Source organism: Sphingomonas sp. TX0543 (genome assembly GCF_048565505.1).
Classification (GTDB): Bacteria; Pseudomonadota; Alphaproteobacteria; order Sphingomonadales; family Sphingomonadaceae; genus Sphingomonas.
In genome coordinates this window covers 210,194-224,015 of the sequence record NZ_JBLZUS010000002.1, presented here as the reverse complement: position 1 = coordinate 224,015, position 13,822 = coordinate 210,194, and the positions used below count along the sequence as shown (strand labels likewise).

Annotated in this window: 16 protein-coding genes; 6 read left to right on the top strand and 10 right to left on the bottom strand. The window is 65.0% G+C overall.

Annotated elements, in window-relative coordinates; all coding sequences use genetic code 11:
- The first annotated feature begins 25 nt into the window (after positions 1-25).
- Genes ACM61V_RS01570 through ACM61V_RS01560 form a run of 3 tightly spaced genes read left to right on the top strand, consistent with a single transcriptional unit; the run spans position 26 to position 1,797 of the window.
- On the top strand, positions 26-607 hold the full coding sequence (locus ACM61V_RS01570; protein WP_137785340.1) for a TIGR00730 family Rossman fold protein: 582 nt from the start codon (positions 26-28) through the stop codon (positions 605-607).
- Positions 608-660: 53 nt separating this feature from the next.
- Positions 661-1,542, top strand: coding sequence for a phytoene/squalene synthase family protein (locus ACM61V_RS01565; RefSeq protein WP_419713763.1), 882 nt, complete (start codon positions 661-663; stop codon positions 1,540-1,542).
- Positions 1,543-1,602: 60 nt separating this feature from the next.
- Positions 1,603-1,797, top strand: coding sequence for a hypothetical protein (locus ACM61V_RS01560; protein ID WP_137785338.1), 195 nt, complete (start codon positions 1,603-1,605; stop codon positions 1,795-1,797).
- 9 nt (positions 1,798-1,806) lie between these two features.
- Here the strand turns inward: ACM61V_RS01560 and ACM61V_RS01555 are convergent, their stop codons facing one another.
- Positions 1,807-3,435, bottom strand: coding sequence for an alkaline phosphatase D family protein (locus ACM61V_RS01555; RefSeq protein ID WP_137785337.1), 1,629 nt, complete (start codon positions 3,433-3,435; stop codon positions 1,807-1,809).
- A gap of 96 nt (positions 3,436-3,531) precedes the next feature.
- On the opposite strand from ACM61V_RS01555, the gene ACM61V_RS01550 reads away from it, so the two are divergent.
- A complete protein-coding gene (locus ACM61V_RS01550) occupies positions 3,532-4,947 on the top strand; it encodes a glycosyltransferase family 87 protein (protein WP_137785336.1) in 1,416 nt (471 codons plus the stop codon).
- On the top strand, positions 4,944-5,681 hold the full coding sequence (locus ACM61V_RS01545) for a DUF2334 domain-containing protein (protein WP_137785335.1): 738 nt from the start codon (positions 4,944-4,946) through the stop codon (positions 5,679-5,681). Before ACM61V_RS01550 ends, ACM61V_RS01545 begins: the two co-directional genes overlap by 4 nt.
- Here ACM61V_RS01545 and ACM61V_RS01540 read toward each other — a convergent pair.
- From ACM61V_RS01540 to ACM61V_RS01530, 3 genes are read right to left on the bottom strand one after another with little or no spacing between them, the layout of a single operon-like run.
- Positions 5,660-6,850, bottom strand: a complete 1,191-nt coding sequence (locus ACM61V_RS01540) for a glycosyltransferase (RefSeq protein ID WP_137785334.1) — start codon at positions 6,848-6,850, stop codon at positions 5,660-5,662. The two genes, ACM61V_RS01545 and ACM61V_RS01540, sit on opposite strands and share 22 nt — an antisense overlap.
- Before the next feature lie 2 nt (positions 6,851-6,852).
- Complete coding sequence (locus ACM61V_RS01535) at positions 6,853-7,368, bottom strand: DUF2141 domain-containing protein (RefSeq protein WP_137785333.1); 516 nt, start codon at positions 7,366-7,368, stop codon at positions 6,853-6,855.
- Positions 7,353-8,288 (bottom strand): hypothetical protein, encoded by a 936-nt coding sequence (locus ACM61V_RS01530; protein WP_137785332.1) that lies wholly within the window; start codon positions 8,286-8,288, stop codon positions 7,353-7,355. The genes ACM61V_RS01535 and ACM61V_RS01530 overlap by 16 nt, the downstream gene beginning before the upstream one ends.
- Positions 8,289-8,412: 124 nt before the next feature.
- Here ACM61V_RS01530 and ACM61V_RS01525 point away from each other — a divergent pair, with 124 nt between their 5' ends.
- Positions 8,413-9,564, top strand: a complete 1,152-nt coding sequence (locus ACM61V_RS01525) for a glycosyltransferase (RefSeq protein WP_419713762.1) — start codon at positions 8,413-8,415, stop codon at positions 9,562-9,564.
- Here the strand turns inward: ACM61V_RS01525 and maiA are convergent.
- From maiA to pyrE, 6 genes are read right to left on the bottom strand one after another with little or no spacing between them, the layout of a single operon-like run.
- On the bottom strand, positions 9,458-10,087 hold the full coding sequence (maiA, locus tag ACM61V_RS01520; RefSeq protein ID WP_137785330.1) for a maleylacetoacetate isomerase: 630 nt from the start codon (positions 10,085-10,087) through the stop codon (positions 9,458-9,460). The genes ACM61V_RS01525 and maiA overlap by 107 nt on opposite strands.
- Positions 10,084-11,148 carry an AI-2E family transporter gene (locus ACM61V_RS01515; RefSeq protein ID WP_137785558.1) on the bottom strand — a complete coding sequence of 355 codons (1,065 nt, stop codon included), beginning with the start codon at positions 11,146-11,148 and terminating at the stop codon, positions 10,084-10,086. The genes maiA and ACM61V_RS01515 overlap by 4 nt, the downstream gene beginning before the upstream one ends.
- A gap of 14 nt (positions 11,149-11,162) precedes the next feature.
- Positions 11,163-12,107: a signal peptidase I gene (lepB, locus tag ACM61V_RS01510; RefSeq protein WP_137785329.1), complete on the bottom strand. Its 945-nt coding sequence runs from the start codon at positions 12,105-12,107 to the stop codon at positions 11,163-11,165.
- 4 nt (positions 12,108-12,111) lie between these two features.
- Positions 12,112-12,516 carry a holo-ACP synthase gene (gene acpS, locus ACM61V_RS01505; RefSeq protein ID WP_137785328.1) on the bottom strand — a complete coding sequence of 135 codons (405 nt, stop codon included), beginning with the start codon at positions 12,514-12,516 and terminating at the stop codon, positions 12,112-12,114.
- Entirely contained in the window at positions 12,513-13,241 is a 729-nt protein-coding gene (locus ACM61V_RS01500) for a pyridoxine 5'-phosphate synthase (RefSeq protein ID WP_137785327.1), read from the bottom strand. The genes acpS and ACM61V_RS01500 overlap by 4 nt, the downstream gene beginning before the upstream one ends.
- Positions 13,238-13,822 carry an orotate phosphoribosyltransferase gene (pyrE, locus tag ACM61V_RS01495; protein WP_137785326.1) on the bottom strand — a complete coding sequence of 195 codons (585 nt, stop codon included), beginning with the start codon at positions 13,820-13,822 and terminating at the stop codon, positions 13,238-13,240. Before pyrE ends, ACM61V_RS01500 begins: the two co-directional genes overlap by 4 nt.

The following is a 13,822-nucleotide window of genomic DNA, read 5'->3' as shown; positions in this document are numbered from 1 at the left end:
CCGGACTTTCCAGCAGGGTGAACAGATGAAGCGTCTCGCCGTCTATTGCGGCTCGGCCACGCCGGCCGATCCCGTCTATCTCGAGACCGCGCGCGCCGTGGGGCGCGGGCTGGCGGCGCGCGGGATCGGCGTGGTCTATGGCGGCGGGCGGCTGGGGCTGATGGGCGCGCTCGCCGATTCGGCGCTGGCGGCGGGCGGCGAGGTGATTGGCGTGATTCCGCAGGCGCTGGTCGATGCCGAAGTGGCGCATCGCGGGCTGACCGAGCTTCACGTCGTCCCCGGGATGCACGAGCGCAAGAAGGCGTTTACCGATATCGCCGACGGCTTCGTCACCATCCCCGGCGGCACCGGCACGATGGATGAGTTGTGGGAGGCGCTCTCCTGGGCGCAGCTTGGCTATCACAGCGATCCCGTCGGGCTGCTCAACACGATGGGCTATTATGACGATCTCGTCGCTTTCTGGGCGAAGATGGCGACCGTCGGCTTCCTGCGGCCGCAGCATCGCGACCTGTTGATCGTGGCGGAAACCCTGGACGAACTGCTCGATCGCATGGCGGCGCACGTGCCGACCCAGCCGATCGTGCGGATGAAGGCGGCGGACCTCTGAGCCGCGCAGCGCCAGACCGCGACGCGCTCGTCGCGACGGCGCGCGAATCGATCGTGCGCGGCTCGAAAAGCTTCGCGCTGGCAAGCCGCCTGTTCGATCCGCCCACGCGCGAGCGGGCGTGGCTGCTTTATTCGTGGTGTCGGCGCTGCGACGATCTGATCGACGGGCAGGATCACGGGCATGAGATGACGCGGGTTGCCGATCCGCTGGCGCAGGTGGCGATGGTCGAACGGCTGACCGACGCCGCGCTCGCCGGCGAGGTGACGGGCGATGCGGCATTCGACGCGTTGGGCGTCGTCGCGGCGGAAACCGCGATGCCGCCGCGTTTCGCGCATGATCTGGTCGCGGGCTTCCGGCTCGATGCCGAGGACTGGCGGCCGCGCGGCGAGGACGATCTCTTCCAATATTGCTATCATGTCGCGGGCGCCGTGGGGTGCATGATGGCGGCGGTGATGGGCGTGCCGCCCGGGGATGACGACACGCTTGACCGGGCGTGCGACCTCGGCCTCGCCTTTCAGCTCGCCAATATCGCGCGTGACGTGGCGGAGGATGATCGCGCCGGACGTTGCTATCTGCCGATGGAATGGCTCGCGGAAATGGATATTCCGCCGGGCCAGCACATGAAGCCGCCGTTCCGCGATCGGCTGGTAGTGCTTGTGCGCCGCCTTACCGATCGCGCGGCGCAGCATGAGGCGAGTGCACGGATCGGTGCTGCGCGCCTGCCGCGGCGCTCGCGCTGGGCGGTGCTGGCCGCTGCGGGAATCTACGGCGACATTGCGCGTGAAGTCGCCCGGCGCGGCGCTCATGCCTGGGATCATCGTGTTTCGACCGGCAAGGCGGGCAAGCTCGGGCATGTAATGGGCGCGTGGCTGGCGGCATCGCGCCCGATCACGGATGTGCCGCGCGCGGCATCGCTGTGGACGCGGCCAAGGTAAATCAGTCGGTAACCACGATCGTTATCCACCGCGCAAATCGCCGACGCCTAAGATACAGATATGTCCAGGCTTTCACTCACGCTGTCGCGCGCGCTCGAAAAAGGTCGCGCCGCGCGTCCGCCGGTCACGCGCGCGGGCGTGCTCCGTGCGCTGCTCCGCAAGCGCGCCACCGCGCACGGGCAGGGCGCCGAAGAGCTTGAGGCGATGCTGCGCGAGCAGATTCTCTTGTCGCTGCCGATCGAACGCGGAGAGTAGCGCCCGATACTAGGACATCATCGCCCGCCGGCCGCGTTGCACGACGACGCTGTGCCCGACCGACGCCTTTGCCGAACGCACACGGACGCTATCGACGAACAACCAGTCGTTGGCCACGCGATCCGGTGTTATCGTCATCGCCATGTAGCCGCGGCGGCTGGTGTCGCACCATTTCAGTTCGGGATTGGCGGCGACGAGCGATCTTGCGATCTGTGCGGGGTCGGCAGCCAGCGCATTCTCGTAGCCCGGCGATGTCACCGAATGGCCGGCGAACTCGACGCCGGTGGCGTTGCCGCCCTGCGCCAGATCGAACGCCCAGGCATTGTGGCTGTCGCCGGTGATGACGACGAGGTTCGCATCGGCAGCGCGGGCCGATTCGAGGAAGCGGCGTCGTGCGGCAGGATAGCCGCCCCAGCTATCGTAATTGTTTGGCATGCCGAGCTTTGCCGCCGCGATCCCGGCGTTGACATAGCCTTGCGCCCGCTCACCCGCATTGGTGCTGAGCCATGAGAGAGCGTCTGCGGGCGTGTGGAGGTCACCCATGACGGTGCCGAAGCCTACGACCTGCCAGCGCTTGCCAGCTTTCACAGAAGTACGGAGCCCGTGGGCCAGCCATGCCTCCTGCTGGCTGCCAAGCATGGTGACGGCGGGATCCTGCCAGTCTCGGTCACGAAAATTCTTCAGCGCGACCGTGACATCCGGCGTTTTCAGGAATTCCTCAATTTCGCGCTGGCGGGTGCGGGCGAGCAGCCGCGATTCCGTGCGATAGAGCGTCGCAAGCGTGCCGATGTCATACGCCTTCCACGGCTCGTCCGACACCGGCATCCATTCGCGGTATGCCTGGATAGCGGCGGCACGGCGATCATTCCAGTCACCCTCCTTGACGGGATCGTGGTTTTCCGCGCCGCCCTCCCAACTGTCGTTAGCGCTTTCGTGATCGTCCCACTGCGCCAGCATCGGCAGCCGCAGGTGAAGCGCCTGAAGATCGGGGTCGGCGCGATAGCTCGCGTAGCGAAGACGATAATCGGCGAGATGGATGAGCTCACCCGCAGGTTGCGGCACGCGGCCCGCCACCGCCTGCGTGCTATAGGGATACTCGCCGAGCGCATATTCATAAAAATAGTCGCCGAGGTGAATCCACAGGTCCAGATCGTTCCGCGCGGCGGCATGACCATAAGCGTTGAACCAGCCAAATCCCATGTTCGAGCAGGAGAAGATCGCGGCACGGAAACTGCGCGCGGCGTCATCGGGCAGGGTGCGAGTCGTGCCGACCGGCGAGAAGCTGCCATCGGGGGCGACGAAGCGATAATGATAGGTGCGGCCGGGCTTCAGCCCGGTCACGGTGATCTTGGCCGTCCAATCCCGCCATGGGCCGGTGATCTGCGCGCCCGACGCAACGACCCGCGCAAAATCAGCGGCTTCGGCAAGCTCGACCTTCAACTCGGCCGAATCGCCGGAAACCGGTATATAACGTGTCCACAGCAGCATCTCGTCCGGCCCCGGCTCACCGGACGCGACCGCGTGGGTGAAACCCCGTGCGGCCATCACGCTCTCCGCAGCGGCGAAGCCGGGGAGGGCGAACGCACCGAGCCCCAGCGTGCCGGTGGCCAGCAGGGAACGGCGTGAAAGGTCGATCATCGTGGCGACATCCTTCCTGAAAGCGTGCGGCGTCTTGCGCGTCGTCTGCCGTGCGATCGTGACAGGTCCGTGTCATCTCGGATAGAGCCGGTGGCGATGCATTCGCGCCTGATCGATCGCCACCGCCTGCTCGTGCTGCTGATCGTCGCGATCGCGGCGCGCGCGGCGACGTTCGGCAACCCCGTCGTCCATGTCGACGAGGATTTCTATTTCACCGTCGCGCAGGCGATGTGGCGTGGCGCAATCCCTTATATCGACATTTGGGACAGGAAGCCGGCGGGGCTGTTCCTGCTCTATATGCCGCCCGCCGCATTGCCATTCTGGTGGGGCATCTGGACCTATCAGGCGATGGCGCTGGCGTCGGTGGTGGCAACGGCGGGGTTCATCGCGCGGCTCGCGATCCGCGCAGGATGGCGGGACGGCGCGACGCTGGCGGGCGCTGCCTATATCCTGTGGTTGAATGTCGCGCAGGGGCAGGGCGGGCAATCGCCGGTTTTCTATAACCTGCCGATGGCGGCGGCGGCGCTGCTGATCGCCAGCAATGGCGCGAGGCTATGGCGACGCGACGCGGCCGCGATGCTGCTGGTGGGCATTGCGCTGACGATCAAGACCTCGGCAGTGTTCGAGGGGGTGTTCTTCGGGCTGTGGATCGTCGCACGGGACTGGCGCGGCAGGATCGGCATGGCGCGCGTGGCGTCGCGCGCGGTGATGCTGGCGATGCTCGCGCTCGCCCCGACCGCCGCGATCGCGCTCTTCTATGCTACGATCGGCGCTTTCGATGCTTTTTTGTACGCCAACGTATGGTCGATTTTCTCGCGGGCGGACGATCCGGCGATGGAACGCTGGGGCAATCTGGCGCAGCTTGTGCTGTTCCTGTCGCCGTTGATAGCGATGGCGTTCAGCTCGCACGGGGTGGCGGAAGCGGGCGACGCGGCATCGCGGCGCTTCGTCCGCTGTTGGTTCGCGGTGGCGCTGATGGGCATCCTGCTGTTCGGCGGCTGGTACGAACATTACGCCCTGCCGGCGATGGTGCCGGGCACGATCTGCGCGGCGGGGTTCCTGGGGCGGCGGCGTGGCGCGGGCCTCACGATCCTAGTGCTCGTCGCGCTGGTCGGCACTGTCAACGTGGTGATGCAGCGAATCGGGCGGGGTGGCCCGGCGGAATTCGCGGCGCTGACGCAGGCGGTGGGGCCAGGGCCGGGTTGCCTGTGGGTTTATTCCGGCGACACAAAGCTTTATGCCGCGACGGCGCGTTGCCATCCCAGCCGCTACATGTTCCCCAGCCACCTCTATCGTCTTCGTGAACAGCGCGCGGTCGGCGTGGACCAGGCCCGGGAGGTGCGACGCATCCTGTCGCTGCGGCCGACGACGGTGGTGATGCGGCCGGCCTCGCGCGGGGAGCGACAGGATATCCGCGCAATCGTGACCGCCGCGATGACGCGCGAGTATCGCCTTGTTCATGCCATGCCGCTGGGGGACGAGACCATTTCGGTCTATGAGTTGAAGCGATGAAGCGACTGCTTGCCTCAATCCACGATGTCGGCCCGCGTTTCGAGTGCGAGGTGGAGGCGCTGCTGGCGCGACTGTCCAGGCATTTGGGCGGCCCACGCCTCGCGATGCTGGTGGTGCCGGATCATTGGGGTGAAGCGCCGCTGGCGCCCGGCACGCCCTTCGCGACGAAGCTGCGCGGCTGGGCGGATTCGGGTGTCGAGATGTTCGTCCATGGCTGGTTCCACCGCGACACCACCGAGCATCGGGGAATCGCGGCCCTCAAGGCCAAGCATATGACCGCGAGCGAGGGCGAGTTCCTCGGCCTCGATCACGCAACCGCGCTCGATCGGATGAAACGCGGCAAGGCACTGGTGGAGGATATCATCGGCCGCCCGGCGGCGGGGTTCATCGCACCGGCGTGGCTCTATTCGCCCGATGCGATGCGGGCGCTGGGAGAGGCGGGCTTTGCGCTGGCCGAAAACCATGGACGGGTATGGGTGCCGAGCGCCGCGGACAAGGTGCTGACACGCGGCCCCGTCATCACTTGGGCCAGCCGGACGAATGGGCGACAGCTAAGCTCGCTCGCCGCCGCTGCCGTGCTGCGCTCGCTGCTTCAGCCGGCACGGGTCGTCCGGGTGGCGGTGCACCCCGGCGACGCGCATGTGCCGCGCCTGCTGGACAGCATCGATCGCACCTTTCGCGCCTTCACGCGCGGCGGGCGCGTGCCGTCGTGCTACGCCGATCTGGCGCGCTGAACGCCGTCGCGCAGCGCGATTCGGTCGGCATAGTAATCGACCAGTGCCTGAGCGTGCTGGCGATCGTCCACCACCTGCCCCGCCGCCACGGCGGCGGCTCGGCGCAGGATACGGCGATCTCGTGCGGCGAGCCGCAAGATCGCGTCGGCGCACGCGCGCGCATTTCCGGCGGCATAGGTCTCCGCGAATTCCGGACGCGCCACTTCGCCCGCGCCGCCTTCGTTCGGCACGATCAGCGGCGCCCCGGAGGCCAGCGCCTCGGACACGACCAGCCCGAACGTCTCGATCTCGCAGCCGTGAATGCAGGCGTCCGCACTTGCCATGATGCTGGCGAGTCTTTCGCGATCGTAGACTGGCTTGAACAGCCGGATATGCGGACTGCCCGCCGCGCGACGCTCCAGCGCCGGCGTCTGGCCGCCATGCCCTATCAGGATCAGCCCAACCGGCAGGTGCGCTCCGGCGCGCTCAACCGCGTCGATAATCATGTCCCAGCGCTTTTCCCGATGATGACGCCCGACGCCGAAAAGCAGCAAGCCATCCTCCGGCAGCTCGCATTGCTTCAGCAGCGCGCGCCGCAATTTTTCATCGCGGAAGCGAGGCGAGAAATGCTGGCGCTCGATACCGAGCGGGAACGAGGCGTCGATGCGCAGACCGCGCGCCGTGAGTCGCTTCTGAAGCGCGGGGCCGTTTGTGACGACGCAATCATATTTGTTAAGGAAGCGCGCCATGTAGCGCGTGTACCAGGCGAACGCGCGCTCGACGCGCTCGGCGCTCGCCACGCCTTCAAACCAGCGCTGGGCGTAAGCGGCCATATTGTCGTTATGCATGAAATAGGATTTCAGCGCGCGGCCTTGCCAGTCACCCACGAACCACGCCGGCTTCCACGGACTGCAATTCTCCACCACGTCCGGGTCGTAATGATCGAGCAGGCGAGTGATCGCAGCGCGATCCCAGAACAAACCGTAGTTCTTGTCAAACGGGATCGGGGGTGATTTCACAAAATGGATGCGCCCGCCGCCGGGGCGATCCTCGATTCGCTCTTCCTTCCCGCAGGCGAGAACTATCAGTTCGTGTCCGAGATCGGCCATGATGCCAATCTTCCGGTCGATATAGGTGCGCACCCCGCCGCCGGTGGGGGAATAGATTTCGTTGACGTCGACGATGCGCATATTCAGCGTCCCAGCGGGCCGAAGGCAGGCGGGAACCCGTGCAAATATTGCGCACGGATCATGATCGTGGTGACGCCGACGCCGACATTGACCATCGCATAGCCGACCTTGGGTCGCGAGCGGCCGAGCTTTTGGTTGCCGGGCACGCCAACGCCGTCGGTCCAGAAGTTAAACTTGTTCTTCCCGTCGCGATCGTGAGTGAATAGCAGCGCATAAGTGCCGGGACGTGGCACGCGCATGCACATCACCACCGGCCCGTTCTTCGGCGTAGCCTGCCAGATCCGGTGAAACACTTTCCCTTCCGCCTTCAGATCGTGATCGTCGCGCAGAAAATCGTCCTGCGTCGCGGGGTAGAGCTCAAGCTTCAACGAGCCGGCGCGATCCTTCATACCGAGAATGTCGGCGCGGATGCCCGGCCCATTCACGCATGCGTCGGTTTCGCCGATCGGCTGGGCGACCGCGGCCGGCGGCGCCACGAATAACGCAAGAATTGCGAGGGAAATCAGGCGGCGTGCCATGCGCGTGCCTTTGCTATGCCGCTGCCCGCGCTGATAACAGCGATGAGCAAGACGTGAACCAGAAGAGTGAGGGCAGCGGTGAAGGCGATCATCTCCGACAAGGCCTTGTCCTGCCCGACGATGAGGATCGCGAAATTGGCGAACAGCAGATCCTTGTTCGGCAGAAACGGCAGCCGCGACACTAGCAGACGGCCGGCCGACAAGAAGAGCCACATGCCGACAGAAACGCCAGGCATCGCAAAATGCCAGCACAGCGCCAGCAACACCGATGTGATCGCGATCCGCGCGGCGTGAATGTTGAAGATCGTCCACAGTTCGCGGCGCGGCAGCGAAAAGACGCGCTTGGAGAAGGCGACGATCGCCACCGAGATAAACAGCGTGATGCATGCCGACCACATGACCGTCTTCAGAATCGGCAGCGGGATGAGCTGATAGCCGAGCGGCAGCGCAATCAGGCAGAGCAGGATCGTCGCGCCATTACCGGCGATGCCGGAAAGGATGCTGACATCTTTCACCGCCCCAAACGGGGCCGCAACCATGTGCGCCCGCGCGCGCGCCCAGGCATAGAAATACGCCTCGCCCGAATAGCCGAGCACGACGTCGTTCGCGATTCGCTTCTTGTTCAGCGCGATGAAGCCGCCGAGCCACGGGATCCGCCAGAGATAACGAAAGATCAGAAGGTCGCCGAGCGGGAAGGTCACGTAGAGCAGTGCAAAGGAGACATAGAACCACGGGCTAGACGGCACGGTGCGGTTTAGCCCGGCAAGGCCGGCGCTGAGCAATTCATGCCCAAGGCTCACGATCATCGCGATCGTCACTACCCCGCCCAGGATCATCGGCCAGCGGCGCTTGATCGTCTCTACCGGCTCCAAACCGGCCAGGTCGGCAACCGGATCGGGCGTTAGAATCGCTGCGGGCATTTCGGGTGGAGCTCCGGCGGGCAAAACAATCTCTCGATTCGCCCGATTTCGGGCAATTAACCCTCTCGCGGCAGATTGTGGATTCTTGTGGGCGAATCTGGGCTGTTGCATGGCAGTGCGCAAGATGGATCGAGCTAAACACATCTTCACCTATGCCGAAACGCTGGATGGCGGCGGCGTCGAACGAGCGCAACTGCGGCTCGCGCGCGGCTGGATCGAGGCGGGGCGTCGCGTCACGCTGGCGGTGGGCTGTACGGGCGGGCCGCTGGCAGCCGAGATTCCAGTGGGGCTGGAGGTCATTCCGCTGGGCGGCAGGACATTCCGCTCGCTGTTTGCGGTTCCGGCTATCATACGGAAAATAAAGCCGGATATCATCTTCTGTCCGGGCTCTTACTATACCAGCATCGCGCTTTGGACCCGCCTGCGGCTGGGCAGTTCATGCCCGCCATTCATCTGCAAGGTATCCAATGCGATGCGCCGCGGAGACCATCCGCCGCTGTTCGCACTCGGGCATTCGGCATGGCTGCGTACCCATCCGTGGTTCATCGACCACATTATTGCGATGACCGAGGCGAGCGCCCGCGATGTGTTCGAAACGACGCGAATCGATTCGTCGCGGGTGCGCATCATCGCCAATCCACCAGCGATGCCGCTGCCCGGATCAACTATCGAGGGGCTTCCGGAGCGATATATTTTGGGGGTCGGTCGGCTGGTGCGGCAAAAAAGATGGGATCGCCTGCTTGATGCGATGCCGCGAATCGCCGAGCCGCTGCCACTTGTCATTCTGGGTGAGGGCGAGGAGCGCGCGGCGATGGAAGCGCGTGCTCGCTCGCTGGGCGTAGATCTGCGGCTTCTCGGTCATGCGCCCGATCCGCTGCTGGCAATGCGATCGGCCGAGTTGCTGGTGCTGACGTCGGATTACGAGGGCGTGCCGGGCGTTCTGCGCGAGGCCCTGTCGGTCGGTACGCCGGTCGTCACGACCGACTCGTCACCGGCGGTGCGCGAGATCGTATCGTCGGCGCGGTTCGGCACGATCGTGGAGACATATGATGGCGATGCGCTCGTGCGCGCGCTTAACGCATGGCTTCGGCCCGATGCGATTCGACCGAAGCCGGTATTGCCGCCGGGCGCAGATTCGCCGCTGCGTTATCTTGAGTTGTTCGATTCGCTTATGTCGGGCGCACATTCTCCGGCGCGGCGGCTTGGAAGGCGGGCAGTGCCAGACACGCCGCTTCCGCCGACAGAAGTCGCGGCCACTGGTCCAGCGGCACCTTGAAGCGCCGCGCATTGGCAAGCTGCGGCACGAGGCATAAGTCGGAAATGTCCGGTGCCTCGCCGCCCAGGAAAGGCTCGTCACCGACCATCGCTTCCAGAGCGTTCAACCCCTCGACGATCCAGTGCCTATACCATTCGTCGCGCGCGGACTGATCCGCGCGGAACTGCGTTTCTAGTCGCCTCAGTACCCGCAGGTTGTCGATCGGGTGGATGTCTGCGGCTATCACGAGCGCGCGGGCGAGCTGATCCGCGCGCGTGAAGGGATCGCGTGACACCATCGGGGGATTGGGGAATTCGGCGTCGAGGAAGTCGATGATCGCCAGGCTTTGCGTCAATGGACGGCCGTCCACAACCAACGTGGGAACCAGCGCCTGCGGATTGATCGCGACATTCGCCGGAGTACGCTGCTCACCCTCCAGCAGATTCACTGCCACGCGCTCGTAGCGTATTCCCTTGAGATTGAGGCAAATCCGCACACGATAGGCTGCGGAAGAGCGCCAGTAATCGTGAAGCACGATCCTCACGGCGTGGCGTCGACGGCGATGGCGTCCTGATCCTCCACATGCTCGGAACGGCGCTCCATCGCCGTCTTGATAAGCGCTGTCATGGGATCCGCAAGCGCAAGGCCCATGATGCCAAATAACGCGCTCGCCAGAATCTGCGTACCCAGCGTTAACGCAGGGGGGAGGTCCACCGCCCGCTTGGCTACCATCGGGATCACGACATAGCCGTCGAACAACTGGACCGCGACATAAACGGCGATGGCCGCATAGCCAGTGTTCATCCCGGCCGAAAAACCGACTGCGATCGTTAGCGCCCCGGAGATGAAGGCGCCAATATTGGGAATGAAGGCGAGCATCCCTGTCAGGATGCCTAGAATCAGGGCCATTGGCACACCCGCGATTGCCAACGCGACGCCGACCAGCACGCCTTCCGCGGCCATGCCGACGAGGCGTCCCGCGAGCAGCCGACGTAGCGTCTTTCCCATCTCGCGCACGGTTACCGCGAATTCGCGCCGGTTATCCTCCGGGACCATCCATTGCAGACCGCGATCGTAGACCTTTGGGTCCATCGCCACGAACAGGCCGATCACCATTATCATGAACATCGTGGTCAGCGCGCCGAACGCGGTGCCGACCCATGAGGTGAGTCGACCGACCGAGGACAACGCCTCGCGCGCTATGCCTGAAATGTCCTTGGCACCCGGCAGCAAGCCCTGCGCAGAAAGCCACCCGAGCACGCGCGTCGCCTGCGCCTCGACGGTGGACCGGAGCTGGGTCACCTGATCGGTGATCTGCACCCCGGCGATGTAGAAAGTGCCGATGAGGAAGGCGATTGTCAGCAGGCAGACAATCAGCAACCGCCAGCCGCGCCCGATCGGCAGCACGCGCCCGAGCAGGCGAACTCCGCCATCGAGCAGCGCGGCAAACACCAAGCCGGCGAAGATGATGAGGAGCGGCTGGATCAGCAGCACGACGAGTGCGATCGCGGATGCCATGCCGAACCAGACGGCGGCACGGCGGATTTCGCGGCGTGTTTCCGGATTGCGGACCTCGTGCGGGCTGGCGCCCTCGACGACCTCCATGCGGTTGCCGCGGCTCACTTGGCCTGCTCCGGATGAAGCGAAGTGCCGGCGCGTCCAGCGCGCAGCGAATACCACCACGAAAGCGGATTGAGGGTCGCCGAACCATCCACCGAGAAGGTGATGAATTCGGCGCGGCCACCCAAATTCTCCCACGGCACAGGGCCGCCAAGCCCACGCTCCAGCCCGCCGAGCGCGAAACGGCTGTCGGCAGAACGATCGCGGTTATCGCCCATCAGGAATACATGGCCCGCGGGGATCGTGATCGGATTGCCCGCGTGATAAAAATCACCGGGGCTGTCCGGCTCAAGATCGACCGTCTCGTAGCGGCGGCCATTGGGCAAGGTTTCGGTAACAAGCGGGAGGCGACAAACGGTGGTGCCGTTCGCGAGAGTGAGGCGCGCGCCGGGATATTGCGCAGGATCGCAGGTAGCGTTGGCATCCACCGGAAGGTCGCGATAATGTATCGCGCTGCGCGGGATTGGCCGGCCATTGAGGATCACCACTCCGCCACGAACCTCCAGCGTATCGCCGGGCAGGCCGATGACGCGCTTGATGTAGTCGCTCGACTGACCCGGCGGAGTGACGATCACGACATCGCCGCGCTCCGGCATCTTGCCCCACAGCCGCCCCTTGATGAAGGGAAGCTGGACCGACCAACTATCCTCCGACTGGCGCAGCACGACGCTTTCGAAGATCGCGACCGGATTGGGGATCGTCGGCGAAACGAACGACCAGCCGTAAGCATATTTGGAGACAACCAGCCGGTCGCCCACCTCAAGGCCCGGCAGCATCGATTCGCTTGGAATATAGAATGGCTTCGCAATGAAGCTGTGGAAGCCCAGCACCGCGAGGATCAGCCAGAACATGCCGCGCACTTCGCCACGCCAGTCGATCCCGCGACGCGTGGCGGTTTCCGGCGCGGCCGGCGGTTCGCTCGTCAATGCCAGCTCCTCGGCCATGATATTACTCGGTTGCGACCGCCTCGATGATCACAAACGCCTGCGCCCAGGGGTGATCGTCGGTAAGGGTCAGGTGAATGCGGGCGACGTGGCCTTCCGGGATCATCGCGTCAAGCCTAGCCTTTGCACCGCCAGTCAGCGCCAGGGTCGGCGCGCCGGAGGGGGCGTTGACTACGCCGATGTCGCGCATGAACACGCCGCGCTTGAATCCGGTTCCAACCGCTTTGGAGAAAGCCTCTTTGGCGGCGAAACGCTTGGCAAAGGTGCCTGCGCGGGTAAGTGGGCGCTTCGCCGCTTTCGCGCGCTCGACATCGGTGAAGACGCGCTGCTCGAACCGCGCGCCGAAACGATCGAGCGAAGACTGAATCCGCTCGATATTGCACAGATCGGAGCCGAGGCCGACGATCACCGCGCTTCGTCCATCAGCGCGCGCATCCGGCGTACGCTTTCGGTGAGGCTGACGAAGATCGCCTCGCCGATCAGAAAGTGCCCGATATTGAGTTCGCGTACTTGCGGGATGGCGGCGATGGGGGCGACATTGTCGAAAGTGAGGCCGTGCCCGGCGTGTACCTCGATCCCGTTCTTGGCCGCCAGCGCCGCCGCGTCCGACAGACGACGCAACTCTGCCGTCCGGCTTTCTCCGACGAGTTCGGCATAGCGCCCGGTGTGCAGCTCAACCACCGGTGCCCCCAGCCGGACCGCCGCATCGATCTGGCCCGCATCGGGTTCGATGAACAGCGACACTCGGATCCCTGCCGCGCTCAGTGTGCGCATCATCGGCGCAAGATGATCGAACTGACCAGCGGCGTCCAGACCGCCCTCAGTGGTTCTTTCAGCGCGCTTTTCCGGTACGATGCAGGCAGCGTGTGGGCGATGCTTCAGCGCGATGTCGAGCATTTCCTCCGTCGCCGCCATCTCCAGATTGAGCGGGATCGTCAGCTCTTTGGAAAGCTTGGCGATATCGCCGTCGGTGATGTGTCGACGATCCTCCCGAAGATGCGCGGTAATCCCGTCTGCGCCCGCTGCCGCCGCGAGCAGTGCGGCGCGCACCGGGTCGGGCGTCGCCCCGCCTCGGGCGTTGCGGACGGTCGCGACATGATCGATGTTGACACCCAGGCGCAGAATATTGCTCACGCCGTTGCCCTGCTGCCGGGCTTGATCGCTGGAATCGCGGCGAGTTCGGGCGGAACCGCGTCGACCTCATACGTTGGCACATCGAGCCGGATCAGCGGAAAGAAGGGCACGCCGAGATCCGCTGTGCCGTTCGAGCGATCGACCAGCGCTGCCCCAGCAATCACCTGCCCGCCTGCCGCCTCGATCGCCCTTATCGCCTCGCGGCTGGATAGGCCGGTGGTGACGACATCCTCCATCATTAGCACTTCCTGACCGGGCGCAAGACGGAAGCCGCGCCGCAACTCGAACGTGCCGCTTGGCCGCTCGACAAACATCGCCTCGACTCCCAGCGCGCGCGCGATTTCATGCCCGGCGATCACGCCGCCCATCGCGGGTGACACGACTGCGGTGATGCGGGCACGTAACGCCGCCGGGAGGCGATCAGTGAGCGCCTTGGCCAGCCGCGCGGCGCGTTGCGGGTCCATCAGCACACGCGCGCATTGCAGGTAACGCGGGCTACGCAGACCGGACGACAGGATGAAATGCCCTTCGAGCAACGCGTCCGCCGCGCGAAACTCGGCCAGCACCTCGTCTTCGTTCAT